This window comes from Rosettibacter primus (assembly GCF_036860675.1).
In the GTDB taxonomy this organism is placed as follows: Bacteria; Bacteroidota; Ignavibacteria; order Ignavibacteriales; family Melioribacteraceae; genus Rosettibacter; species Rosettibacter primus.
The window spans coordinates 196,784-223,348 of record NZ_JAYKGK010000005.1 but is presented as its reverse complement, the minus strand read 5'-3'; the positions used below and the strand labels follow the sequence as shown (position 1 = coordinate 223,348).

The following is a 26,565-nucleotide window of genomic DNA, read 5'->3' as shown; positions in this document are numbered from 1 at the left end:
TTAATTTAAAATTTTTCAAAACCGCCGTATTCTCCCAAAGGGATGGCTTTGCCAAACCACTCTCTGCGATATTCCAAATTTTTAAAGAACCATAAAAATTTCGGTTACAACTATACAAAATTTTTTTTAATTCTTCATTTCTTATCCAATAAATTCCTTAGAGCCAGATTTGGTTTTCAAAAAAAATAATTCTATGGTAAGTAATTATTATTTACTATTTTTTACTCTGCAAAACAATTTTGAAATCATTCGTAATGAATATTCCCAAAAAAGCTTACGATTATATTAATCAAATTAAGAAAAAACTAACCGCACTAAATTACATAACTACAAACATTGAACAAAAAAATTATAATTATGAGTTTACTGTAAGTATTAATAAGAAGAAAGTTAAAGTTCTAGTGTATTTTGGTAAAAAAGGGTTGAGAACTATTTTACAGGGAGATACAAAATCAAAAGAATACTCGCAAATTCGTAAAGTAATTTTTGAACAAATGGAATTAGACCTGTCAACTGATAATGATATTGAAATTATTGAACCCGATGAATATATCGGAACAGATGAAAGCGGTAAGGGTGATTTTTTTGGTCCGCTTGTAGTTGCAGCTGTTTTTGTTAATAATGAAACAAGAAATAAATTAAAGCAACTTGGTGTGAGAGACAGCAAAGATTTATCAGAAGAACAAATATCATATATGTCAAAAAATATTATAAAAATTGTTGGTGAAAATTATAATATTGTTACCATTGCTCCTGCAAAATACAATGAACTTTATAGTGAATTTAAAAATCTCAACAAGTTATTAAACTGGGCACATTCAAAAGCAATAGAAAATATTCTTAAGAAGAATGAATGCAAAAAAGTTATCACAGATAAATTCAGCAATCAAAAATTGAATATTCACCTGGATAAAAATTATTCATCAATTGAATTCTTACAAATCACAAAAGCAGAAAAATATATTGGTGTTGCAGCCGCATCTATACTTGCCAGAAATAAACTTAATGAATGGTTTAAAGAACAATCAAAAAAGGGAATAAATTTAGTTAAAGGTTCATCAAAAAAAGTTGAAGAGTGTGTAGCTGATTTGATAAAAAAAATTGGCAAAGAAAATTTAAAAAGTTATGCAAAACTTCATTTTAAAACATTAAAAAATATTGATTAGACTTCAGAAGAAGAGAAATATTATTTTTGTGTAATAAAAAGTGAGATTAAAATATGACATCAAAAACAAAAGTAAAAAGGATTGGAATACTTACAGGTGGAGGTGATTGTCCTGGCTTAAATGCAGTTATTAGAGGTGTAACAAAACCTGCACTGGACAATGGCTTAACTGTACTGGGCATACTTGATGGATTTGAGGGATTGGTAGAAGGAAAAGCAATTGAACTTTACAACAAAGATGTATCTGGTATACTCGCAACCGGAGGAACAATTCTCGGTTCATCAAACAAAGGGGATCCATTTCATTGGCCTGAAGAAGTAAATGGCAAAATTAAAATTGTTGACCGCTCAAAAGATGCTCTTAAAAATTACGAAGCATGGAACCTTGATGCTGTAATTGCAATAGGTGGAGATGGAACAATGCATATCTCACAAAAATTAATTGATATGGGGATGAATATTGTTGGAGTTCCGAAAACTATTGATAATGATTTAGAAGCAACAGACTTAACATTTGGGCATGATTCTGCTGTTTATGTTGTATCTGAAGCACTGGATAGACTGCATACAACTGCATCTTCTCACCATCGTGTTATGGTTATTGAAGTAATGGGAAGATACGCTGGTTGGATAGCACTTAATGGAGGAATTGCCGGTGGAGCTGATGTTATATTAATTCCTGAATTACCTTTTATATGGGATAGAATTTATGATAAACTTTTAGAGAGAAATATGATGGGAAAAAGATTTAGTATTGTATGTGTTGCAGAAGGAGCTAAACCAAAAGGAGAAGGAATGATCATCAAAGGTAAAGATGCAAAAAGAACAGACCCAATTCAATTAGGTGGAATTGGTGAATATGTTGCAAAAAAAATAAGTGAAGATACCGGGTTGGAAACACGCTATACAGTGCTTGGACATTTACAAAGAGGTGGAAGTCCTACACCATTTGATAGAATTTTATCTACTAAATTTGGGACATATGCAATTAAACTTGCAATAAATAAGCAATTTGGAAGAATGGTAGCTCTTAAGGGAAACGAAATAAAGAGTGTTCCAATTTCTGAAGCTATTTCAAAACAAAAATTAGTTAAACAAAATGACCAGGCTGTATTAGCAGCAAGTGCGGTAGGAGTAAGTTTTGGGACAGAAAAATTATGACTTAATCTTGTTTGGATAATATATAATTACTATTTTTGTGCGCCTTTAATAAAAGTTCTTAATGGGGTCGTAGTTCAGTTTGGTTAGAACGCCTGCCTGTCACGCAGGAGGTCGCGAGTTCGAGTCTCGTCGGCCCCGCTTGTTAAAGCCTTGTAATTAAATAAGTTACAAGGCTTTTTGGTTTTAAAGAATCCATTCCTTAGGAAAAAGTAAATTGACTGAAGTAGAAATTTCTGCATTCTAAATTACCCTCTTACTCATTACACAAGTGCAGATACTCTTTAGTATAATAAACTAAAAAATTCCTTCAGCAATATCAGAAGTATAAACATAAGAGAGTTTGAATTAATAAATGTGTAGGATAAAATATAAAAACCAATATCACCTATGATGTTGTAAATGATAAATGTGATTTTGTTTTTCCATAAATAGAAGCCACTAATACATTCAAAAAAACAATATATACCAAACGTTGATTATGCAGTAACACATTTTAATATGGGCACTATATTTCATGGGTGATAAAAATTTAGCTTTAGAAGAGTATGAGATTCTTAAAAAAGATTAACAACAACCTCGAAGTAAAAGCTTAAGTGAGCATAAATACAAATACATTATATTGTGTTGGAAATCTTACTTTCAAATACTAAATAGTTATTGACCTAATTTAGTGAAAGACAATATTGAAAAGTTATACGAGCCTATATTAAAGTTATAAACTTATTAAGAAACAAATGAAATGCAAACTTATATAAAAACCTGCAGCATTAAATCTTATAGAGAAGAAAAAGAGTAAATCTTAAAAGTGAAAGTTATATGAAAATACATTGTGATTTTATTAAATTAATTAACAGATAATAAATAAAATTCGACATTAAGTTTTAGAGAGATAAAATAGGCGAGTATTATGTTTTCAATAAAATAATATTATTAAAATAATTGAGGGTTTATGAAAGCAATAATTTTATTTATCATTTTAAGCATTAATATCTTTTCGCAGCCACAACCACTTAAGACAGTTGAATATGTTGATATAAACAAATACTTAGGACTTTGGTATGAGATTGCTAAGATACCAAATCGCTTTCAAAGTCACTGTGTTAAAGGAACCACAGCAAAATATTCACTGAGTGAAAATGGTGAAATTGAAGTAATCAATTCTTGTATTGAAGAAGACGGTTCAACTAACCAAGCCAAAGGAGTAGCAAAAATTGTGGATAAAAAATCGAATGCAAAACTTGAAGTAAGTTTTTTTAGTATTCTTGGTTGGCGACCAATTTGGGGTGATTACTGGATAATCGGATTAGATACAAATTATCAATGGGCAATTGTTGGAACTCCAAGCAGAAAATATGGCTGGGTATTAAGTCGTTCACCAAAGTTAGAAAAAGATACGCTTGAAAAAATTTTCAGAATTCTTAGAGAACAAGGTTACAATCCCCAAAATTTTGAATTTAGTAAACAATAAAAAAGTGGTTATCTAAAAGTAATTTTCAATTTTACAATCTGTGAAAATCTTTTAAAAACTGTGTTTTCAGAATTCCATATTTTATAAAGACCTTATTTTTAGTCAACCACTTAAATTAAAAGTTACTGTTCCATTAAATAAACATTTTTGCACCTGGTCCAACTGGCAAGCCCAAAATAAACCAAATTATAAATAAAGCAACCCAGATGATTAAGAATACAATTGTGTAAGGGAGCATTGTGGCAATTAAAGTTCCTATACCAGCTTTTGGATTGTATTTAGCAACGAAAGCTATAATCAAAGCAAAGTAAGACATCATTGGTGAGATTATATTTGTTACGCTATCACCAACTCTGTAAGCTGCCTGAACTAATTCTGGAGAATATCCCAGAAGCATAAACATTGGGATAAAAACCGGAGCCATAATAGCCCATTTAGCTGAAGCACTTCCGATAAATAAATTGATAATAGCGGAAATAATTATGAAAGAAATGAGCAATGGCACAGGACCTAAACCAGAGGCTTTAAGAAAATTTGCACCTTCAACAGCTAAAATCAATCCAAGATTTGTCCAATTAAAAAATGCAACAAATTGGGAAGCAAAAAACACCAGTACAATGTATGAGGCGAGAGTTTCCATTGATTTATTCATTCCTTTAATAACGTCATTATCTGATTTAATAGTCTTAGCACCAATTCCAAAAGCAATACCGGATATAACACCACCAAAGAAAATAAATGTTACTATTCCGCTTAAAAATGGTGACTTAAGAATTCCATTTGTTTTTGGATCACGAAGGAAACCATTATCTGGAATCAACCCTGCTAGAATTATTACAACAAAAATTAATGTTGCAACTCCAGAATAAATTAAACCGCGTTTTTCATCTTTTGAAAGAGGTTTTATTTCATCTGGTTGAATAGAACCTTTATATTCTCCTAATCTGGGTACAATAATTTTTTCAGTAACATAAGTTCCCGCAGCCGCAATGAAGAAAGTAGAAACAGACATAAAGTAATAATTCGCAGCAGCGGTTACCTCGTAAGACTTATCAATTATATGAGCTGCTTCCTGAGTTAAACCAGCAAGTAGAGGATCAATTGTTCCAAGCAAAAGATTTGCACTATAACCACCTGAAACACCGGCGAATGCCGCAGCCAAACCAGCAATTGGATGCCTGCCTGCTGAAAGAAATATAATCGCAGAAAGCGGAACGAGTAAAACATAACCGATTTCACTTGCAGTATTTGAAAGTATTCCGGCAAATACAATCACAAATGTCAAAAGTTTTTTAGGTGATTTAAGAACAAGCAATCTTAATACTGTTCCTATCAGTCCACTATGTTCTGCAACAGCAATTCCTAATATTGAAACCAGTACAGTTCCCAGTGGTGCAAATGATGTGAAATTTGTAATAAGATTAAGAATTATTTTATGTAATCCTTCAAGCGACATTAAGTTAATCGGTTTGATTTCTTGTCCTGTACCTGGATGAACAACAGAAAAATTAAATTGACTAACTATTCCTGATAGGATAATTACAGCCAAAGCAAACAATGCAAATAATGTAGGTGGGTTAGGAAGTTTATTACCAACTTTTTCAATTACAGTGAGAAATTGTTCAAGATATTTGAAAGTTTTGACTTTTTTATCTGTCATTTACCATCCTTTAATTGTTGATTATAAATCTAAAGACAAGCTTATTGGTTAGTAATATAAAAAAATTGTGCGAGATGATAATAAAAATCAGTTAAAATAGTCTCCTGTAAAGAATAAAAAGAGGAATTAATTATTCATGTCGTAAATACTTATAATTAAGAATTCCCATGTATTAGAGAAATTCTCTTCAGTGTTCAAATTTTGTAATAATATTTTTCATTTATCGGAACCCGCTAAGTTTACTTACAGAGCCTGCAAAATAATCTGTGTTAATTGATTTTAGAATTAACAATATGAAGTCTCTCTTCCAAAGGGAATGTGAATAATTTTCAAAATTCTGTGGCTAAGCAATATAAAACTGAATACAATTAGCTTAACTTTAAGAAATCATTTAATTTTTTCCCGTAAATTATAAATTTATTTCCCGAAGAAAGAGCTCACACAACTAAACCCATCATTGTTATATTTCCTATACGCAATTCATACCATGATTTTCTCTTATCTATTTCATAAATTGTAAATGAAATACAGGGTTAATGTAAAAACCAATGGCTCCAACATTGAAAAAGACATTTAGCTGAAGCGAAATTAATTTTATAAATGTTTTTGAATTTGGTGCTGTAGATTTTTTAGGAAAAATATTAGTTAGAAGTAGAATGTGTTAATAGTTACTTTTTAAATTGATTAAAGTATTTAAATAACTCCCGCATTGATTAATCGTTAAAGGTTTTTCTCAATATAAAATATTTTGAAAATATCGAATATAGATTATTGTTCTCCTGCAATTGTGTTGAGCAGTGATACTATATGAACTGCATAAAATTTGGAATAGAATTTGTTTTTCAAAAAATATTAAAACGTAATCGAGAAAATCTCTGTTCGTATATAAATTAATTATGACTTCTTTGAACAAAAGGGAGGGGCTGTGAAAAAGATTACTAAGAGCATCAAAGAATCATCAATTTGGTTAATATCAATTTTTATTTCATTGGTGGCAATCTTCTTCTTCATTTATTTGCCATTTCAAATAAACTTATTTTCAAAAAGTTCGGTAAAAAAAATATATTATGTTGATAATATATCACCAGCACATCTAAAAATCATAAATAGATTTAATAAACTTCACAAAAATGAAATTGAAGTTGTGCCTGTTAATTTACCATTCTATCATTTTACTACTAATGACAGAAAAGCCATACTCACTCGTTCTTTAAGAAATAGAAGTGATGGAATAGATGTTTTCGCAGTAGATTTAATCTGGATACCTCGATTTGCAAAATGGGGCTATTCAATGGATAAATACTTTGACGAACAAACTCTAAGTAATGTTAATAAAATGGCATTGAAAGCTGGTTATCAGAACGATAGTCTTGTAGCGTTTCCTTTATTCCTCGATGTTGGTGTGCTTTACTATCGCAGGGATTTGATACTTAAACTTCCAAATGGTAAGGAAATAGAAAAAAAAATACAAAATTCACTTACCTGGGATGAATTTTTTTCTTTAGGAGAAAAATTTTCTTCATATGAAAAACCATTTTATATTTTTCAAGGGGGTGAATTTGAAGGAATGGTTTGCAATTTTCATGAACTTTTGTGTGAGGAAGAGAGCAACAAAATTTTTAATAATTATCATATTGATCTTAGAACAGAAGCCGCACATAAGGCTTTAAAACAACTTGTCGATTTGATTCATAAATATAAATATTCACCTTATGAAGTAACCCGCATGGATGAATATTTGAGTTACTTATATGCAAATGAAAATAATGCAGTTTTTTTAAGAGGGTGGGTTGGATTTCATAAACAATACAAAAACTTTTTGAAAGATACATCAAATGTAAAAAATCTGGCAATAGCACCTTTGCCGCATTTTAAGGGATGTTCTACTTCGGGTGTGTTTGGTGGCTGGAGTTTGATGATATCGAAATTTTCGGATCGAAAAGAAGAAGCTCTTAAGTTCATTAAATTTATGTTCGAAAAAGAAAATCAAAAAATACTTTATGAAGAAGGTGGTGTAATACCTGTTAATGAAGAAGTATTTAATGATAGTCTTTATTTAAAAAATCATAAAGAACTTGTTCAAATAAAAAATTTACTTAAATGGGGCAAACACAGACCATTTCTGGAAAATTATACGAGAATTTCTGAAATATTAGCACGACAATTCCATAAAGCTTTGAAAAAGGAAATTACTATTCAAGAAGCACTTGACTATGCTTCCACTCAAATTAATAATGAAAAAGCTATTGTAAAAAAATAGGAGAGTATGTTGTTATGAAAGTATTAAAAAAAATTAAAGAGATACATTTTGGCTGGAAGCATATTTTAATAATTTTTCTTGTGTTAATTATGTTTCAAGTTTTTGTATCTCACCTGCAACAAAATACTTTGAGAGATTTACTTTCTGACACAATGGATTGGTATAAACAAAATTCTGCCGAGCAAATAGGAAATTTAACTACTTCTACACTTGAATTAATTCTTGAATCTGATCCAATAGAAAGTGAAACCGATAAATTATATAGAATAAAAAATTTAATTCATGCATTAAATAGCATTTTGAAACAACCACTTATGAGAAGAAATGTTGAAGCTATGTGTGTTATTCTTCCTTATGAAAATAAATTTATAGCACTCGATTTAGGACAGGAATTATACAATTACTTTTATAAGCATGAAGTACTTGATACCACGATTAATCCCAAATATAGATATGCTGTTAATAAATATGCATTACTTCACGAGAAAATGGTTAAGTCAGAATTGATAACAAGCTTACAGGAAGAACAAAATATATTTCATGTTTTTATTCCATTGGTTCCATACGGAGAATATAGCGGTGCAGTTTATCTTAAAGTTCATCCAGATGTTTCTTTTATAAGTCAACAAATATTAGCAAGTTTTAATAAAACAGTATTGATTTTTTCGTCCTTAATACTGCTGGGATTGCTTGGAATGTTTTACATTTCAACATATACAATAATTGAAAGGGACGAAGCTCGTGAGTTATTATATAAAGAAAGGGAAGAACATCTTCAAAAATTAATTGCACAGCAGAAAGAACATTTATTTACTAAAAGAATTTATCATACCCATCATAAAGCAGAAAAAGTAATGGGATTTATAATTGAAGATATAGAACAAGCAGACGAAAACAATATAAAAGAAATAAAGTATCGTATATCAAAATATGCAAATTTTATTTCACGAGTAATTTATGACATGAAATGGTATAGTCCACCAATTCAAACTATACGAAATTCAATTTATAAAACTAACCTTAATGAGTTGTTAAAATTTGTTGTTGATAACATTTTCCTTCGATTATCAAATCCAGTTAAAACTATAAAATTTCATCTTAATCTTGATGAAAATTTACCAATCCTTATGATTAATGAATTTGTAATCTGGGAAATAATTGAACCACTTGTACAAAATTCAATCGACCATGCTGGTATAGATGTTGTTAATATTACAATAAGTACAAAATACTTCTCTGAAAATAAAATTACTGAGTTAACTATAGAAGATAATGGCAAGGGTATACCTGAGGAATTACTTGAAAAAAGTAAATTGGGAATCAAAAAAATATTTTTAGAAAATGTTACAACGAAGGATGAAGATAGAAACAGAGGATATGGTTGTTATATTGCATATGAAATGTCAAAAAGATGTGGATGGATTCTGGATGCAGAAAATAAATCAGAAGGGGGTTGTAAATACACTTTGATAATTAAACATAATTAAAGGGAGGATTTTGTTTTATGCAATTAAATAAACAGATAAATATTTTATTGATTGAAGATGAATCTTACGATGTAAATAGAATTAAGAAAACTTTAGCTCCCTTTAGTGAATGGATAAAAATTAAAAATGTTGTTGCTGATGGTCAATCAGCTGTAGAATTGGTCTCCAATCATGAGAATGAATTTGATGTAATAATAATGGATTATCAAATAGTTGGTCCACTAACAGGTGAAAAATTAATTAGAAAAATTAAATCCGTCGACCCATTCATTCAAATTATTGTAATTACTAAAATGACAATTAATGTAACCGATTTTGATTTTGCCAACAAATTAATTGAAGCAGGGGCAATGTGGTTCTGTACAAAATATCCTTCTGACGTACAGGATTATGTTTATCAGCCAACTGATTTATTGTTGTCTATTTTAAATGCATATGAAAAGAAAAGATTAAGTCAGGAAAAAGCAAAGTCAAATATCCAGCTCAATCAATCAATTAATAATATTTTAAATGAGAAAAAAATAATAGGTGAATCAACTGCAGTAAAAAATTTAATAAAACAGATTGAAAAAGCAGCCATGAAAGATGCAACAGTATTGATCTACGGGGCTTCGGGAACAGGTAAAGAACTTGTTGCAACTCATATTCATTACCTTAGCAAAAGAAAATATGAAAATTTTGTAACTGTAAATGCAGGTAGTATTCCCTCAGAATTAATTGAGAGCGAATTGTTTGGATTCGAAAAAGGTTCTTTTACTGGTGCAATGAATGCCAAGAAAGGTCTATTTGAAATAGCAAATAATGGAACAATTTTTCTTGATGAAATTGCAGAACTATCTATGTCATCACAAGTAAAATTACTGAGAGTTTTGCAAGATGGTGAAATTGATAAAATTGGAAGAACAGGCACCATGAAAGTTGATGTTCGCGTAATTGCTGCTACTAACATAGATTTAGAAAAAGCAGTAGAAGAAAAAAGATTTAGGGAAGATTTGTATTATCGATTGAATGTAATAAATATCTACACACCTAAATTAAATGAACGAATTGAAGATATACCTTTGCTTACAGACTACTTTATAAAAAAATATTCAGCACAAATGGATATCCCTGTCCCTGAAATTAAGAAGGATGCAATTGAAATACTTCAGTCATATGAATGGCCTGGAAATATTCGTCAACTTCAAAATGTTATACAAAGACTATTAATCTCGTGTGAGAATGTAATCACAAAGGAGGATGTATTAAATATTTTGGATGTAAACAGAATTAGAAATTTATCAGAACCGGAATTTTGGTTTGGTAATAAGATTTTAAAATGGAGAGATATGGAACGCCTGTTCAGATGTAAATACTTTGCATTTGTTAAAGAAAAAACAAAATCGGAATCAGAAGCTGCAAGGTTGTTAGGCATGGCTCCCTCAAATTTCTATCGAATGTGCAATAAGTTAGGAATTAAAAACACAAATAAGAATTAATTAAACATTATCATTATGATAAAAACGAGGGCAAGTTATCATATCATTTTTATATATTTTTTCCCCATATAAGCTAAGAATAGGATATTATAAAAAATTTTTAATAGAAAATTGCTGGTATAATCATTGTGTTGAAATTTGTAGTTAAATAAGTCCATTAAAAGAAAATGCTTAAAATCCCTCATAAAAATTAAATCGAAAACTAATAAGAGAGTTTATAAAAGAATAAAAATAGTAGGAGAACATTTTAATGAAAAAAGTAAGCTTACTATTAATATTTATTTATTTGCAAACGATTGCGTATGCGGCCACATACCTGGCAGGCACAACTGGCAAAATTGCAGGAAAAATTTCAGACAAATCAACCGGCGAACCTCTTATTGGGGCTAATGTAATTATAACAGGGACAAGTTTAGGTGCAGCTACAGATGTAAATGGTCATTACACAATTCTTGATATTCCGCCCGGTATTTACAGTATACAGATTTCTTACATTGGCTATAGAAAGTTAACAATTAATGATGTAAGAGTATTTATTGATCAAACAACAAGAATTGATGCTGCTCTTGAATCAGAAGCAATTGAACTTGGTGCAATGATAATTGTCGCAGAACGTAAGTTGATTAAGCCAGACGTTGCAACAAGCGTTGTTGCTATATCAGAAAAAGAAGTTCAAGAATTGCCAATCAATTCTGTTGCTGGCGTTATTGGTTTGCAAGCAGGGGTTCAAGGTCTTACTGTACGGGGTGGTGGCAGTGACAGACTTTTGTTTTTATTAGATGGAGTAACACTAAGAGACCCGAGAAATAATTTACCAACTGCAAGTGTTCCCCTAAGCTCAATTAAAGAAATTTCTCTTGAAAGAGGTGGATTTAATGCAGAATATGGGCAGGTACGTTCGGGTATTGTAAATGTTGTAACTAGAGAAGGCAGCAGACAAAATTATTCGGGAAGCATTCAAATCAGATACAGACCACCTGGACCTAAATATTGGCGCGGAGAAGGCATTAAAGATATTCACGATCCATATTCATATATATTTAGACCATTTTATGACCCTCAAGTATGCTGGACAGGCACAAGTGCCTGGGATGAATATACAAGAAAACAATATCCTGAATTTATGGGTTGGAACGAAGTTTCAAAAAAATTAAACAGCGATAATGACCCAAATAATGATTTAACTCCATTAGGTGCTCAAAGAGTTTTTATGTATGAAACAAGAAAAAAACAACCAAACAACCAACCTGATTATGAAATAGATGCTGGTTTTGGTGGCCCAGTTCCATTTATAAGTAAAGCCCTTGGTGATTTGAGATTTTTTACATCTTATAGAAGTAATAGAGAAATGCTTTTATTCCCACTGACTAGACCTGATTACAGAGATTATGATTGGACTATTCAACTAAACTCTGATTTAACCCCTTCTTTGAAGCTTAGAATATCAACTCTAATTGGTAAACAATTTACAATTAGACACAATTGGGATGCTACAGGAATCTATTATTATCCAAGATATCCAAATGAAATTGCAGGCGTAGCAAGTAATATTGGAGCTCCTTCTGATTTAATATCAATGTTTTCCGATTTTAATTTTTCATTGGCAGATATTGGACATCAATCTGTTGCTTCGAAGTTAACTCATTCTTTAAGCTCCAAAACTTTTTATGAAATATTAATTGAACATTATAGAAGTGATTATAATGTTCGACCTACTCGCTGGCGTGATACTTCTAAGTTATATGAAATTGTTCCAGGATTTTTTGAAGATGAAAATCCATTTGGTTATTGGCCTTACGAAGCTAAAGGTGTTTTAATTACTGGCGGTCAACACGTTGCTAAAGCAAGAGATTTTAGTAAAGTCAGTTCAACTACTATTAAAGGCGATTTAACAAGTCAAATTAATTTTAATAACCTGATTAAAACAGGATTTGAATTTGTATATAATGATTTGAATCTTGATTATGGAACAATAGCATCTGCTACTGCAGGAAAAACTTATGCTGTAAGAGTTCAGCAACGAGTAAATCCAATAAGAGCAGCATTCTATGCTCAGGATAAGCTTGAATTCGAAGGTTTAACTGTTAATCTTGGATTAAGAGTAGATTACAGTAACTCAAATACAGATTGGTGGTTAACTGACCCCTTCGATGTTTATTTTTATTCATCAAAGTATAATGAATCCAGAAGTTTTCCATTGGAAAAATCTAAACCGCAATGGCAAATTTCTCCACGACTTGGTATTGCTCATCCAATTACCGAAAATGCAAAACTATTTTTTAATTATGGTCACTTCAAACAATTGCCCCAATATGAAAGCATATTCAGAATACAAAGAAATTCTTTAAAAGCACTGACAAGTATAGGAGACCCAAATGTAATTTTAGCAAAGACAATTTCTTATGAACTTGGTTTCGATTATTTAATTACAGAAGATATATTTCTTCAGGTTGCAGCATTTTATAATGATATTTATGACCAGCAGGATTATACACAATATATATCAAGCTCAGCAGGATTTTCTTATTCAAAAACCACTAACAATAATTATGAAGATACACGAGGTTTTGAATTAACACTTAGAAAAACACGAGGAAGATGGTGGTCAGGTTTTGCAAATTATACTTATTTAGTTAGAACAAGCGGGCATTTTGGCAGTTCTCAAATTTATGATGACCCATCATTGCAAAAAGCTTGGGATGAACAAACAGTTAATCTTTATCAGGATAGACCAATTCCTCAGCCATTTGCAAGAGTTAATTTAAACTTTTTTACACCTGATGATTTTGGACCTGAAATTTTTGGTCATAAAATTTTTGCAGGTTGGCTTTTGAATTTAATTGTTGACTGGCAGGCAGGTGGCTGGGTAACCTGGAATCCTAAAGGTCTTCCTGATATTTCTTATAATGTTCAATCAGTTGATTATTTCAATACAACTCTAAGATTGAATAAATCGTTTGACGTTGGGAAATTAAGAATTGATTTATTTATGGATGTTTATAATGTATTGAATACACTTCGTTTGTGGAATACTGGAGACCAGGATTATTTGAGATCTTTACATCTTCCAAAGAGCGAAGCTTATGATAATATTCCAGGCAATGATAAAGTTGGTGATTATAGAAAACCTAATGTTGAATTCCAACCTATGGAATATCAAGCAGTGATTGACCCAACAAAACCTGGCAAGAATAATGTAATTTATTATGAAGGAACCACATCGAAATATTATGAATATGTGAATAATCAATGGAGCGAGGTTGACCAGAACAGAATTAACAAAATTCTTGAAGACAAAGCTTACATTGATATGCCAAATCAATCAACATTCTGGTTCTTAAATCCGCGCAGCTTTTACTTTGGATTAAGATTAACATTCAATCTTTAAAAAGAAATGAGGTGTCTATGAAAAAGTTTAGAAGTAACTCTATTTTCTTTTTTATTGTTTTTTATTTCATAGGACTAAATTCAATAAATCTTGCACAGGATATTAGATGGCTGAGAATAGGACAGCTGCAAACACCAATTAATGAAATTGGAGCAGAATACGAAAACGAATTTCCAGAAGGAAATACAAACTATTTTTCCTGGCCGGCATTGTATGGGATTGATCAAAATACTTGTCGTATGAGAGGATTATGGATAGGCTGCAAAGATTATTATGACCCGGTTGAAAAAAAACTTAAAGGTGTTAAAGTAATAGGCTCAGGACCTCGAGATGCAAGCGACCGTGTAAATCAAATTTTTGAAAAAGAAATAAAATTAGTAGGAAAAAATTTACACCCGGTTGTAATAGTCGATGACCAGAAAGCAAGTCCACTTGATAATTATGATAAACTCGACAGCCTTGATGAAAATCTTTTATCCGATAGAATGGTGTTGGTTAGATTTAATACTTCAATAGGAATTTCAGTTACTAAAAAAGTTTATGCATTTTCTCAGCCTAATCATGATGATTATATAATTCATGAATATATTTTTAAGAATACTGGAATTTATAACAAAGCTGGAGATGTGTATAAACAAACGCTGAAAGATGTATGGTTTTATTTTGTTTATAGATATGCATTTGCAGGAGTTACTTCTTCTGGCTTTGGTTCTACATGGGGTGCATTTTCATCGACATGGGGAAATAGTACTATTAATCATGCATTTGGACAAAATCCTTCTTCACCTGATTTTACTGACCCAAATTCACCAATTTATAATATGAGAGGATTTTATTCATGGTATGGACCAAATAAAGATAGACCTGTATCTTATGATGAAGACTGGGGATGTCCAAACGAATCTGAAGATGGGGTGCTTGGTTCTGCTAAATTTGCTGGATGTGTGACTCTTCATGCAGATGTTAGTCCTAAAAATCCCTCTGATGATGTTTTTCAACCTAAGACTACATGGTTTATTGGTTCCGACATTACAGCAATGCAAGCAAATGTAAGTCAATATGATGAAGTTTTTATGGGTGATAGATATGATATTATGAGTGAAGGACATGCACCACGACAGCACGATGAAGTAGTTGGAAATGATTATCCAATTAATTACACAGACCCGAGAAGACAAACTGGTGGCGGAACAAGTCAGGGTCAGGGTTTTGGGCCTTATACTCTTGAACCTGGTGATAGTGTTAGAATTGTTTTTGCAGAAGCTGTTAATGGCCTTTCATGGGAAAAATGCAGAGAAATAGGAAATAACTGGCTACAATGGAGAAATAATTCACCAACCAAGCCACCCCTTTTATTACCAGACGGAACTCAAACACAAAACCATAATCTTTATAAAAAGTTGTGGGTTTATACAGGAAAAGATTCTATACTAAAAAGTTTTAGAAATGCAATGAAAAATTTTCAATCTAATTTCAAAATACCACAAGCACCACCGCCTCCAAAAACATTTAGAGTTACATCTGGTGGAGATAGAATAAAACTCGAATGGTCTGATAATGCAGATTCTTGGCCTCATTTTAATGGTTATGTAATTTATAGAGCAGAAGGAAGAGTTTTAGATTATAGAACAAAATATGAAAAAATCTTTGAGTGTGATAAATCTAATGTTGTTCATAGTTATGATGATAAAACAGCCAAAAGAGGTTTTGATTATTACTATTATATTCAAACAAAAGATGATGGCACTCAGAATGATATTGAACCGGGTAAGCCTTTATACAGCAGTCCATTCTGGACTGTAACAAATAGACCAGCTACTTTGCAGCGTCCTCCAGTTACAACAACTTTAGATTCTGTGAGAGTTGTTCCAAATCCGTATGATATTCGGGCAAGGATATTTCAATTTGGTGATAAATCACAATACGATAGAATTGCATTCTATGGATTGCCTCCGGTATGCAAGTTAAAGATATTTACTGAACGCGGTGATTTGATATGGGAAAAAGACCATACAAAAGGAACTGGAGATGAATTGTGGGATTCGTTAACAAAATATGGACAGATAGTATCGAGCGGTATTTATATTCTTTATGTAGAAACTCCTGATGGTCGTTCTGTATTCCGTAAATTCGTGATAATTAGATAAGGAGGAGATTATAAATGAAAACATTGTTAAAGAATTTTTTGCCGGGATTGTTAATATGCTTTATCTTCTTTAATTCTAATTATTCTCAGCAAAAACAAAAATTAGCACAAAGCGGATTTCAGTTTCTAAGTGTTGTTTCCGATGCTCGTGCAGCTGCAATGGCAGAAGCTATGACAAGTCTTCAGTTTGGTTCTAGTTCATTGTTTTTTAATCCTGCCGGAATGTCTGACATGCAAACTTTTATAGATGTATCTGCAAGTGCAAATAAATGGATTGCTGATATTAATCATTACACTTTGAGTCTTGCAATAAATCCTTACGATGGAAATTACGGTGTAATTGGTTTTACAATTCAAAGTGTTGACTATGGTGAATTTTATGGTACACGCGTTAATAAAGCCTCTCCATTAGGTTATGAAGATATTGGAATTTTTAAATTAAGTGCAATTGCTGTTGGCCTTGGTTATGCAAAACAACTAAGCGATAAATTTAGTGTGGGCGGGCAAATTCGCTGGATAAGGCAGGATTTAGGAGAAAGCATTATACCTGTAATTAATGTTGGGTTAGATACCACACAGAAAACTGTTTCCAATAAATTATCACCATTTATTTTTGATTTCGGTACGCAATATAGAACTGGATTTAAAAGTTTAGTATTTGGAATGTCAGTTCGGAACTTTTCAAAAGAAGTTAAATATGCAAAAGAAGGATTTCAGGCTCCGCTTGTTTTTACATTAGGTATTTCAATGAATCTTTTAGATTTTATAGGAGAACTGCCATTTAATCAATCATTATACTTAAGTATTGATGCAAGTCATCATAGAGATCATCCCGAGCAAATTAAAATTGGTATTGATTATAAATTATTCAATGCTTTTTCATTACGAGGTGGTTATATATCAAATAATTTCGAAAGCGGCTTTACTTTTGGATTGGGTATCGCAAGTTATGGTTTTGCAATTGATTATGCTTATACTCCTTTTGGTGTATTTGATAAAGTACAAAGATTTACCGCAAGATTTTCTTTTTAATTTGATTTGAAGTTTATGTTCTATAAAATTTTTAGAGCATCAAGGAGAATTATTATGAAACAAAAAAGTTTAATTATAACTTTGGTCATAGTCATATCGATTAAATTTTTGACTGCTTGTAAATATGATGTAGCAGAGCCAATGTGGGATAAAGAATTTCCCGAAGCACCAATTCCCAAAATTACTCAGGTAGACCCTATTCAGGCTAAGCCCGGAGTCAATACGATTACAATTCAAGGTGAGAATTTAGACGTTAGCGGAACAAATGTTTATTTTGATAACACATCAGCTGAAATGGTTTCTGTATCATTAACTAAAATTGTTGTAAGAAGACCAAATCTTGCTACTGAATCAAGCTATATTAAAGTAGTTCCCAATCAGGCTCTTACTGTTGCAAAATATGGACCTTACAAAATTGATAAAGTCTTAGATCGCTATGGTTCTTTTTTAGATAATTTGCAATTGAGTGTTCTTGCAGTTGATAAAAATGAAAATCTTTACGTGGTCGAAGCAGCTTCTCGAAATATTGTTAAAGTTACACCGGTTGGTCAAAAGTCAATTATTGGTTTGGCAACAAGACCGCCCACAGATGCTAAAGTTGGTCCCGGTGGAAAACTTTATATGCCAGGTAATAATCGTTCAATTGATGTAGTAGATTTATATACAGGAGAAGTAAAAGAATGGTTAAGACTTCCATCTGGTAAAGTTGTTAAATTTGGCGATTTTGATGCCAATGGATATTTCTATACGGGAGGCACTCGCAGCGACCTTGTTATTATAGCTCCAGATTTATCAGTTAAATCAGCCGGTGTTTATACAACTGATGAAATTCTTGCCATTCGTGTTTTTAATGGTTATGTATATGTGGCTTCACGAAAAGCAAGTTCTCAAGAACCTGCTAAAATATGGAGACATTCAATTGATGGTAATGGTAATGTAGGAAGCAAAGAATTAGTTTTTGATTTAAGTACAAGCAGTGAATTTTCTTCGCGCTTAATTAGAGGTCTTGCATTTTCTGAAAATGGTATTATGTTTATTGCAACCGATTCTTCTAATCCAATTTTAATTTTTGATATGGCATCTAAACAATTGGATTATTTTTATAAGAATATTATTCCTCCTTATTGTAAAAATTTTTATTGGGGTAATGGAAGTTTTCTTTATATGATAATTGGTGATGCAACAGCAGGACAGGAATGGACTGTTTTTCGTGTTGATATGGGCTCAAAGAGTGCACCATATTATGGAGGTTAAAAGAAGAAAAGAAACTAATTAATTTAATGAACTTGAAGTAATAATTGAAAGAATGAAATTATTGTACTTGATGAAGTAAATATTCTTTGTATTAAAATCCATAATCAAGAATTGACGAAATAAATAGATTTTTATTGTGTAATAAGTTTTTTATTTCATACAAATTGAGAAAAAAATAAAATTTTGTTTTTTGATTGAAATTGTGAATAATTATAATAACTCAACCCCCGTCCCCTTCTCTTAGGAAGAGAAGGGGTGAAAAAATCCTTCTCTTTCTAAGAGAGGGGTAAAGGGAGAGTTCATTAATAAATAATGCATAAACGAATTAAAATTAAGTGAAGACAATAGATGATAATTTTTTTTAGGTAATAAATTTAATATCTGCTTTTTATCGTAATAAGGTTGTGTGAAAATAATTAATATATTTTAACTCAACCCCCGTCCCCTTCTCTTAGGAAGAGAAGGGGTGTGTTCCCTCTCTTTCTAAGAGAGGGACAAAGGGAGAATTCATTAATAAATAATGCATAAACGAATTAAAATTAAGTGAAGACAAATGGGGAGAAATTCATGAAAGTAAAATTTCAGTATTTGTTTTTTTTCTTATTGATTTTTCAAATCATATATGCTTTTGAAAAACAAAAGGATGGTGTTTTATTCGAACTGAAAAAACAAAAAGATACCGATGCGCAATTACTAAAAGTTCAGATCATCACTGAAAATATTATCCGTATTATAGCTTCACCAACAAATTCATTTTCAACTCGTAAAAGTTTAGTGGTAGAAAAAATTGATTGGAAACCTATCCGCTGGTCTGTAAAAGACAAAAATAATTTTGTTGATATTATTACTTCTAAATTAATTGTTAGAGTAAATTCAGAAAATGGCAAAGTTGCATTTTATGATAATAATGAAAAATTAATTTTAAATGAGAGTGCAAACGATAGCAAAATTATTATTCCTTCAGCAGTGATGGGTGAACAAACTTATCACATAAGACAAATATTTAATGCTTCAGAAGACGAAGCTTTTTATGGTTTGGGCGCACATCAAAATGGAATTATGAATTATAAAGGTCACGATGTTGACCTCTGGCAATATAATATTGTTGATGTAATTCCCTTTCTTGTCTCAAGTAAAAATTATGGAATACTTTGGGATAATTATTCACGCACAAAATTTGGAGATATCAGAGAATATCAGTCACTCCATAATGTTTTCAAACTTTATGATAAAAAAGGAAATGAAGGTGGACTGACAGCTGAATACTTTGAGGATGTTGACTTCAAAAATTTATTTGCTATACAAATAGAATCAAAAATTGAGCATGAATTTCTTGATGTGAATGACCCTTTCCCTGAAGGATTTAATGAGAAAGTTAAAGCTGTAAGATGGAGCGGCGAGATTGAAAGTAATGAATCAGGAATTCACAAACTTAGATTGTATTGTTCGGGTTATACAAAAATGTGGATTGATGATTCTTTAATCGTTGATTCATGGAGACAGAATTGGCTGCCGTGGACGCATCTTCCCAAAATCAATATGAAACCCGGTGAAAAACATAAAATCAAAATCGAATGGATTCATTCTGGTGGCTATATAGGATTAAAAGCATTATGTCCATCAAAAGAAGATTTTATAAATTCATTCTCACTTTATTCCGAGGTGGGCGATCAGATAGATTATTATTTCATCTATGGTGAAAATCTTGATGATGTAATTCATGGATATCGAATTTTAACTGGCAAAGCTCCAATGATGCCTAAATGGGCAATGGGATTATGGCAGTGCCGCGAACGTTATAAAACTCAAGATGAATTACTTTCTATTGTAAAAGAATTTAGAAAAAGAAAAATTCCTCTTGATAATATTGTTCAAGATTGGTTTTACTGGAAAGAAGACCAATGGGGAAGTCATGAATTTGATAAGGAACGTTTTCCTGACCCTGAAGGAATGGTAAAAGAACTTCATAATAAACTGCATACTCGGATTATGATTTCTGTCTGGCCAAAATTTTATGTGGGCACAAAACATTTTGAAGAATTTAAGAAGAATGGCTGGCTGTATATGCGAAATGTTGAAGTAGGCCAGAAAGATTGGGTTGGTCCCGGTTATGTATCAACTTTTTATGACCCATACAGTGAAGGTGCACGAAAACTTTATTGGAAACAAATTAATGAAAAGCTTTTCTCGCTTGGTTTTGATGCATGGTGGCTTGATTCGACTGAACCTGACCTTCAATCAAATCTTTCATTTAATGAATGGCTTTTGAGAATTGGACCAACTGCATTAGGAACTTCTGCTCGATATCTTAATACTTATTCTTTAATGAATTCAAAAGCAGTTTATGAAGGACAGAGAAAAACAAAACCAAATCAACGAGTTTTTATTTTAACTCGTTCTGCTTTTGCGGGGCAACAAAGATATTCAGCAGCAACTTGGAGCGGTGATGTTGCAGCAAGATGGTTCGACCTCAAGAATCAAATTTCTGCTGGACTGAATTTTTCTCTTTCAGGAATTCCATACTGGACAACAGATATTGGCGGATTTGCTGTTGAGCCTCGATATGAAAAACCAAATGATTCTGATTTAGATGAATGGCGGGAATTAAATACCCGCTGGTTTCAGTTTGGAACTTTTTGTCCTCTCTTTAGAGTGCATGGTCAATATCCTTATCGTGAAATGTTTAATATCGCTCCCGAAAATCATCCTGCTTATCAATCAATGTTAAATTATGACAAACTTCGTTATCGATTAATGCCATACATTTATTCTCTTACTGGGATGGTAACTCATCAAGATTATACAATTATGAGAGCATTGGTTATGGATTTTGGTTACGATAAAAATGTTCTGAATATTGGCGACCAATTTATGTTCGGTCCTTCATTGCTTATCAATCCAGTCACCGAATATAAAGCAAGGTCAAGAAATGTTTATTTACCAAAAGGTTGCGGATGGTATGATTTGAAATCCGGCAAATATTATGAAGGCGGTCAAACTATTATTGCTGATGCGCCTTACATTGATATTCCAATTTTTGTAAAGGAAGGTTCTATAATTCCATTTGGACCGGAAATTCAATATACAGATGAAAAACCTGCTGACCCAATTAGATTGTATGTCTACACAGGTCGTAATGCTTCTTTTACTCTTTATGAAGATGAAAATGTTAATTATAATTATGAAAAGGGTCTTTATTCTACAATTGATTTTAATTACAACGAAAAAGAAAAAATTCTTACAATCGAAAAAAGAAAAGGAAAATTTCCCGGAATGTTGAAAACAAGAACTTTTGAAATTATCTGGATTAGCAAAGAAAAATCATATGGAATTAATTTTGAAAAAGAGCCAGATGTAAAAATTCTTTATGATGGGAAGAGGAAAATAATCAGAATGAATTAGAAAAAATTGTTATTAGTGAATAATTCTCTTATAATCTAATGATGTATTTATCATAATCTATGTTTTGCTGTTTGTTAGTTAATTAAATTTTCTAATCATTAATTGAAAATAATTTTATTAAGAGGAGAGCATGAAAAACAAATTTTTATTTCAATTGTCCAGAATTTTCGTTCTTATTTATTTGGGATTAGCTTTTACAATGAATGCCCAATCGTTAAAAGTAAGAAGTGTAGAAAATTTTTGTAATGATTGGAAATTTCATTTAGGTGATATTGCTAATGGGAATGATCCTGCCTTAAATGATGATGAGTGGCGCAAGCTCGATTTACCGCACGATTGGAGTATTGAAGGTGAATTCAGTAAAGACCATCCGGCAACTCCAGGCGGAGGTGCATTGCCCGGCGGAATTGGCTGGTATCGAAAATCTTTTTTTGTCCCTGAATCCGAAAAAGAAAAATTATTTTTTATCGACTTTGATGGCATCTATCGGAACAGCGAAGTCTGGATTAATGGAAATTACTTGGGGAAACGCCCTTACGGCTATATTTCATTTCGTTATGAGCTTACTCCTTATCTTAAATTTGGTGATAAAAATGTAATTGCTGTTAAAGTCGATAATTCACAACAACCAAATTCAAGATGGTATTCAGGTTCAGGAATTTATAGAAATGTATGGCTTACTAAAACAAATAAAATTTATGTTGAACACTGGGGCACTTTCATTACAACTCCAACTGTAAATGAATATTTTGCGAAAGTTTCTATTCAAATAAAAGTAAGAAACATATTTGATAAAGCAGTTCCTATAAAAATTATAACAGAAATCTTTGATAGCGAAAATAAAAAGGTAGGTGAAGTTGAAAGTCAAAGTAATTTGAATGCTAATGCATTAATTGAAATTCATCAAGAGGTAGAAATAAAAAATCCAAAGTTATGGTCAATTGAAAAACCAAATTTATATAGGGCAATTTCAATCATAGAATCTGAAGGGAAACAGTGTGATGATTATGAAACAATTTTTGGGATTAGAACTTTTGAGTTTAATGCGGAAAAAGGATTTTTCTTGAATGGTAAGCAAGTAAAAATTAAAGGTGTATGCAATCATCACGATTTAGGATGTCTTGGTGCTGCAATTAATGAAAGAGCTCTGGAACGTCAACTCGAGATTTTGAAAAACATGGGAGTAAATGCAATAAGAACATCTCATAATCCGCCTGCACCAGAATTGCTAAATTTATGTGATAGAATGGGATTTATTGTTATGGACGAAGCTTTTGATATGTGGAAAACAAAAAAGACTGAATTTGATTATGCATTGGATTGGGATAAATGGTATAAAAGAGATTTAGAAGATATGATTCTTCGTGATAGAAATCATCCTTCGGTGATTATCTGGAGTATCGGCAATGAAGTAATGGAACAATGGATTAGAGATGACAGCATAGGAATTGTTCTTACAAAAGAATTAACAAAAATTGTTAAGAGCCTTGATTCAACTCGTCCTGTAACTGCAGCTTGTAATGGACCTGAACCAGAAAATCCCCTAATTAAAGCTGAAGTTCTGGATTTAATCGGGTTTAATTATCATCATCATCTTTTCGAAGATTTTCCCAAAACATATCCAAATAAAAAATTCATTGCTACAGAAACAACATCTGCGCTTGCTACAAGAGGTCATTATGATATGCCATCAGACAGCATAAGAAGATGGCCTAAAAGATGGGATTTACCACTTGAAGATGGTAATCCAGATAATACATGTTCAGCATATGATAATTGCAGTGCACCCTGGGGTTCGACTCACGAAGAAACATGGAGAATCATTAAAAAACATGATTTCCTATCCGGTATGTTTATATGGACAGGTTTCGATTATCTTGGCGAGCCTACTCCTTATTCTTGGCCATCCCGCAGTTCTTATTTTGGTATAGTTGACTTAGCAGGATTTCCAAAAGATGTATATTACATGTATCAAAGTGAATGGACTGATAAACCAATTCTTCATGTATTTCCTCACTGGAATTGGAAAGAAGGTCAAATAATTGATGTATGGGCTTATACAAATTGTGATGAAGTTGAATTATTCTTAAATGGAAATTCAATGGGCATAAAAAGAAAATCTGGTGACGACATTCATTTAATGTGGAGATTGAAATTTATTCCTGGAATTTTAAAAGCTGTTGGTCGAAAAGATGGAAAAGAAATTTTAACGCGTCAAATTAAAACCGCAGATAAACCTTATAAAATTTATCTTGAAGCTGACCGCAACATCATAAATGCAGATGGAAAAGATTTATCATTTGTTACAGTAAAAATTCTTGATAAAGATGGCACATTAGTTCCATATGCAGATAACTTAATTAATTTCGAAATTACCGGTGAAGGGAAAATAGCTGGAGTTGATAATGGTTCTCAAACAAGTCATGAACCTTTCAAAGCAAATTATAGAAAAGCATTTAATGGAATGTGTCTTGCTGTAATTCAATCAAGTGGTAAAGCTGGAAAAATCAAATTAACAGCAAAATCAGAAAATTTACTGCCGGCTTCGATAGAAATCGAAGCAAAGTAAAAATATTTGGGGAGTGAATTAAAATGAATATAGTAAAAAAAATTTATCTGCTATTAATTTTTCAATCATTACTAATCAATGCACAACGAAGTCCAAACTGTTTTCTTGAAGATTTTGAATTGAAATATGCATCAATTCCACCCTTTGAAAATGCTGAGAAACCGTCATCATCACCTTCGATAACAATAACATTAAATGCAGCAGATACAATTGGCAAGGTTTCAAAATATATTTTTGGAAATGCACTTGCAGCATGGATTGGAAATGACCCGTTAAGAGATCCAGTATTTATTAGAAATGTGCAATTACTTTCTCCAACATTAATTCGTTATCCTGGAGGAAGCTGGTCTGATATTTTTTTCTGGGATGGAAAAGCTGAAAATATTCCACCAACTGTCTGGGATGGAAATCAAAGTAAATGGGTTACATTTACACCGCAGTTTGGAAAAAATAGTTGGCCAACTACAGTTGATAATTATTACAATTTACGAGACCAATTAGGAACCGAAGGATTAATTACAATAAATTATGGTTATGCGCGTTATGGAACAGGAACTGATCCGGTTGCACAAGCAGCTCATTATGCTGCTGAATGGGTAAGATATGATGACGGCCGTACAAAATTCTGGGAAATTGGTAACGAAAATGGAGGACCCTGGGAAGCTGGATGGAAAATTGATACAGTATTAAATAAAGATAATCAACCTGAAATTATAACAGGTGAATTATATGGGAAACACTTTAAAATCTTTGCAGATTCAATGAGAGCTGCTGCAGCTGAAAGAGATAATACAATTTATATAGGGGGACAAATTCTTCATTACGATGGAACTAATAGCTGGAATATTGCTGATAGAAAATGGAACGAAGGATTTTTTAAGGAAGTTGGAGATGCTGCAGATTTTTATGTTATTCACAATTATTTCGGAAGCGGAGCAAATGCTAAATCACTCCTTGATGTTGCATCTATTGTTCCAAAACAAATGATGGATTTTATTACTCAAGATATTGCAAAGAAAAATGCTTTTCCTAAACCAATTGCAATTACTGAGTGGAATATGGACCAATCTGGCTCTGATTTGGGAAAAACATCAATTATAAATGGGATGCAGGCAGTTATTTTATTTAATGAATGGATTAAACAAAATTATGGAATGACCTGTCGATGGCTTCTTGTAAACTGGGAAAGCGATGGAATGTTTTATAGAGGAAATAATTCTCAAATACCAAAGTGGAATCCGCGACCAGATTTTTATTACATCTATTATCTGCAAAAGTTTACAGGCGACCATTCAATTAAAACATCAGTAACAGGAAGTAAAGATGTTCTTGCTTATGCTACAACTTTTAGTTCCGGTCATCTCGGCGTTGTTGTGATTAATAAAACAAAGAACGAATATGTTGTAAATATTTTACCAAATAATTATGGATTTGGTGAAAAATATTATATCTATTCATTAACAGGTGGAACTGATAATGCGGATTTTTCACAATATGTTTATGTTAATGGCAATGGACCAACTGGAGCAGCATGGGGACCTCTTGATAATCTCGAAGACATTCCTGCTTTAGCTTATACTTCTTCAGGTGAAATTAAATTTACTTCACCAAGCCGTTCAGTTCAATATATTTTAATTGAACCAGGAAATTATGTTTCTGTAAAAGAAGAATATGATAATTATAAAATTACCGATTTTGAATTATATCAAAATTATCCTAATCCATTTAATCCAGTTACAACAATAAGATATTCAATTCCATCAAATGTTGAGGTATTGAACCCAATCTCTTTAAAAGTATATGATGTTTTAGGTAATGAAGTTGCTATACTTGTCAATGAACCAAAAACTCCAGGAACCTACGAAGTTAAATTTGACGGGAGCAGATTATCAAGCAGCGTTTATTTCTACAAATTGCAATTTGAGAATTATCTATTAATTAAGAAAATGACACTCATTAAATAATTTTTATATAATCTGTGATAATCTGTAAAATCAGTGTTCTAATTTTTTTAGACAGCCTGATAACTGCACTAAGTAGAGTCTGATTTTCTTAAAACAATATTTCGGAAATTTTTTACTTAGTATTTTGATAA

The 26,565-nt window shown here is 31.7% G+C and carries 14 protein-coding genes and 1 tRNA gene; 14 read left to right on the top strand and 1 reads right to left on the bottom strand.

What is annotated here, in order from left to right; translation table 11 throughout:
• Positions 1-239: 239 nt before the first annotated feature.
• From rnhC to VJY32_RS08460, 4 genes are all read left to right on the top strand, one after another.
• The gene (rnhC, locus tag VJY32_RS08475) at positions 240-1,166 is read left to right on the top strand and encodes a ribonuclease HIII (protein ID WP_353677479.1); all 927 of its coding nucleotides are present in this window, start codon (positions 240-242) and stop codon (positions 1,164-1,166) included.
• 53 nt (positions 1,167-1,219) lie between these two features.
• Positions 1,220-2,326 carry a 6-phosphofructokinase gene (locus VJY32_RS08470; RefSeq protein ID WP_353677478.1) on the top strand — a complete coding sequence of 369 codons (1,107 nt, stop codon included), beginning with the start codon at positions 1,220-1,222 and terminating at the stop codon, positions 2,324-2,326.
• A gap of 63 nt (positions 2,327-2,389) precedes the next feature.
• Positions 2,390-2,464 (top strand) — tRNA-Asp (locus VJY32_RS08465).
• A gap of 811 nt (positions 2,465-3,275) precedes the next feature.
• The gene (locus VJY32_RS08460; protein WP_353677477.1) at positions 3,276-3,794 is read left to right on the top strand and encodes a lipocalin family protein; all 519 of its coding nucleotides are present in this window, start codon (positions 3,276-3,278) and stop codon (positions 3,792-3,794) included.
• Positions 3,795-3,927: 133 nt separating this feature from the next.
• Here VJY32_RS08460 and VJY32_RS08455 read toward each other — a convergent pair whose 3' ends face one another.
• Positions 3,928-5,454 (bottom strand): AbgT family transporter, encoded by a 1,527-nt coding sequence (locus VJY32_RS08455; RefSeq protein WP_353677476.1) that lies wholly within the window; start codon positions 5,452-5,454, stop codon positions 3,928-3,930.
• Positions 5,455-6,379: 925 nt separating this feature from the next.
• On the opposite strand from VJY32_RS08455, the gene VJY32_RS08450 reads away from it, so the two are divergent.
• The 10 genes from VJY32_RS08450 to VJY32_RS08405 all read left to right on the top strand — a co-directional run bounded on the left by VJY32_RS08450 (position 6,380) and on the right by VJY32_RS08405 (position 26,434).
• On the top strand, positions 6,380-7,714 hold the full coding sequence (locus VJY32_RS08450; protein WP_353677475.1) for an extracellular solute-binding protein: 1,335 nt from the start codon (positions 6,380-6,382) through the stop codon (positions 7,712-7,714).
• A 14-nt stretch (positions 7,715-7,728) separates the two neighbouring features.
• Positions 7,729-9,201: an ATP-binding protein gene (locus VJY32_RS08445; protein ID WP_353677474.1), complete on the top strand. Its 1,473-nt coding sequence runs from the start codon at positions 7,729-7,731 to the stop codon at positions 9,199-9,201.
• 17 nt (positions 9,202-9,218) lie between these two features.
• A complete protein-coding gene (locus tag VJY32_RS08440; RefSeq protein WP_353677473.1) occupies positions 9,219-10,679 on the top strand; it encodes a sigma-54-dependent transcriptional regulator in 1,461 nt (486 codons plus the stop codon).
• Positions 10,680-10,929: 250 nt separating this feature from the next.
• Positions 10,930-14,067, top strand: coding sequence for a TonB-dependent receptor (locus VJY32_RS08435; protein ID WP_353677472.1), 3,138 nt, complete (start codon positions 10,930-10,932; stop codon positions 14,065-14,067).
• A 17-nt stretch (positions 14,068-14,084) separates the two neighbouring features.
• The gene (locus VJY32_RS08430; RefSeq protein ID WP_353677471.1) at positions 14,085-16,214 is read left to right on the top strand and encodes a hypothetical protein; all 2,130 of its coding nucleotides are present in this window, start codon (positions 14,085-14,087) and stop codon (positions 16,212-16,214) included.
• A gap of 14 nt (positions 16,215-16,228) precedes the next feature.
• On the top strand, positions 16,229-17,245 hold the full coding sequence (locus VJY32_RS08425; protein ID WP_353677470.1) for a PorV/PorQ family protein: 1,017 nt from the start codon (positions 16,229-16,231) through the stop codon (positions 17,243-17,245).
• A gap of 54 nt (positions 17,246-17,299) precedes the next feature.
• Positions 17,300-18,499: an IPT/TIG domain-containing protein gene (locus VJY32_RS08420; RefSeq protein ID WP_353677469.1), complete on the top strand. Its 1,200-nt coding sequence runs from the start codon at positions 17,300-17,302 to the stop codon at positions 18,497-18,499.
• A 567-nt stretch (positions 18,500-19,066) separates the two neighbouring features.
• Positions 19,067-21,901 (top strand): TIM-barrel domain-containing protein, encoded by a 2,835-nt coding sequence (locus VJY32_RS08415; RefSeq protein ID WP_353677468.1) that lies wholly within the window; start codon positions 19,067-19,069, stop codon positions 21,899-21,901.
• Between the two features lie 130 nt (positions 21,902-22,031).
• Positions 22,032-24,470, top strand: a complete 2,439-nt coding sequence (gene galB / locus VJY32_RS08410; RefSeq protein WP_353677467.1) for a beta-galactosidase GalB — start codon at positions 22,032-22,034, stop codon at positions 24,468-24,470.
• Positions 24,471-24,493: 23 nt separating this feature from the next.
• Positions 24,494-26,434, top strand: a complete 1,941-nt coding sequence (locus tag VJY32_RS08405; RefSeq protein WP_353677466.1) for a T9SS type A sorting domain-containing protein — start codon at positions 24,494-24,496, stop codon at positions 26,432-26,434.
• Positions 26,435-26,565: the final 131 nt, after the last annotated feature.

What these genes read in the sequence shown, in the direction of transcription:
- VJY32_RS08470 (WP_353677478.1), top strand. Translation starts at nt 1,220, where the DNA reads ATGACATCAAAAACAAAAGTAAAAAGGATTGGAATACTTACAGGTGGA.
- VJY32_RS08460 (WP_353677477.1), top strand. Translation starts at nt 3,276, where the DNA reads ATGAAAGCAATAATTTTATTTATCATTTTAAGCATTAATATCTTTTCG.
- VJY32_RS08455 (WP_353677476.1), bottom strand. Translation starts at nt 5,454, where the DNA reads ATGACAGATAAAAAAGTCAAAACTTTCAAATATCTTGAACAATTTCTC.
- VJY32_RS08445 (WP_353677474.1), top strand. Translation starts at nt 7,729, where the DNA reads ATGAAAGTATTAAAAAAAATTAAAGAGATACATTTTGGCTGGAAGCAT.
- VJY32_RS08440 (WP_353677473.1), top strand. Translation starts at nt 9,219, where the DNA reads ATGCAATTAAATAAACAGATAAATATTTTATTGATTGAAGATGAATCT.
- VJY32_RS08435 (WP_353677472.1), top strand. Translation starts at nt 10,930, where the DNA reads ATGAAAAAAGTAAGCTTACTATTAATATTTATTTATTTGCAAACGATT.
- VJY32_RS08430 (WP_353677471.1), top strand. Translation starts at nt 14,085, where the DNA reads ATGAAAAAGTTTAGAAGTAACTCTATTTTCTTTTTTATTGTTTTTTAT.
- VJY32_RS08425 (WP_353677470.1), top strand. Translation starts at nt 16,229, where the DNA reads ATGAAAACATTGTTAAAGAATTTTTTGCCGGGATTGTTAATATGCTTT.
- VJY32_RS08420 (WP_353677469.1), top strand. Translation starts at nt 17,300, where the DNA reads ATGAAACAAAAAAGTTTAATTATAACTTTGGTCATAGTCATATCGATT.
- VJY32_RS08415 (WP_353677468.1), top strand. Translation starts at nt 19,067, where the DNA reads ATGAAAGTAAAATTTCAGTATTTGTTTTTTTTCTTATTGATTTTTCAA.
- galB (WP_353677467.1), top strand. Translation starts at nt 22,032, where the DNA reads ATGAAAAACAAATTTTTATTTCAATTGTCCAGAATTTTCGTTCTTATT.
- VJY32_RS08405 (WP_353677466.1), top strand. Translation starts at nt 24,494, where the DNA reads ATGAATATAGTAAAAAAAATTTATCTGCTATTAATTTTTCAATCATTA.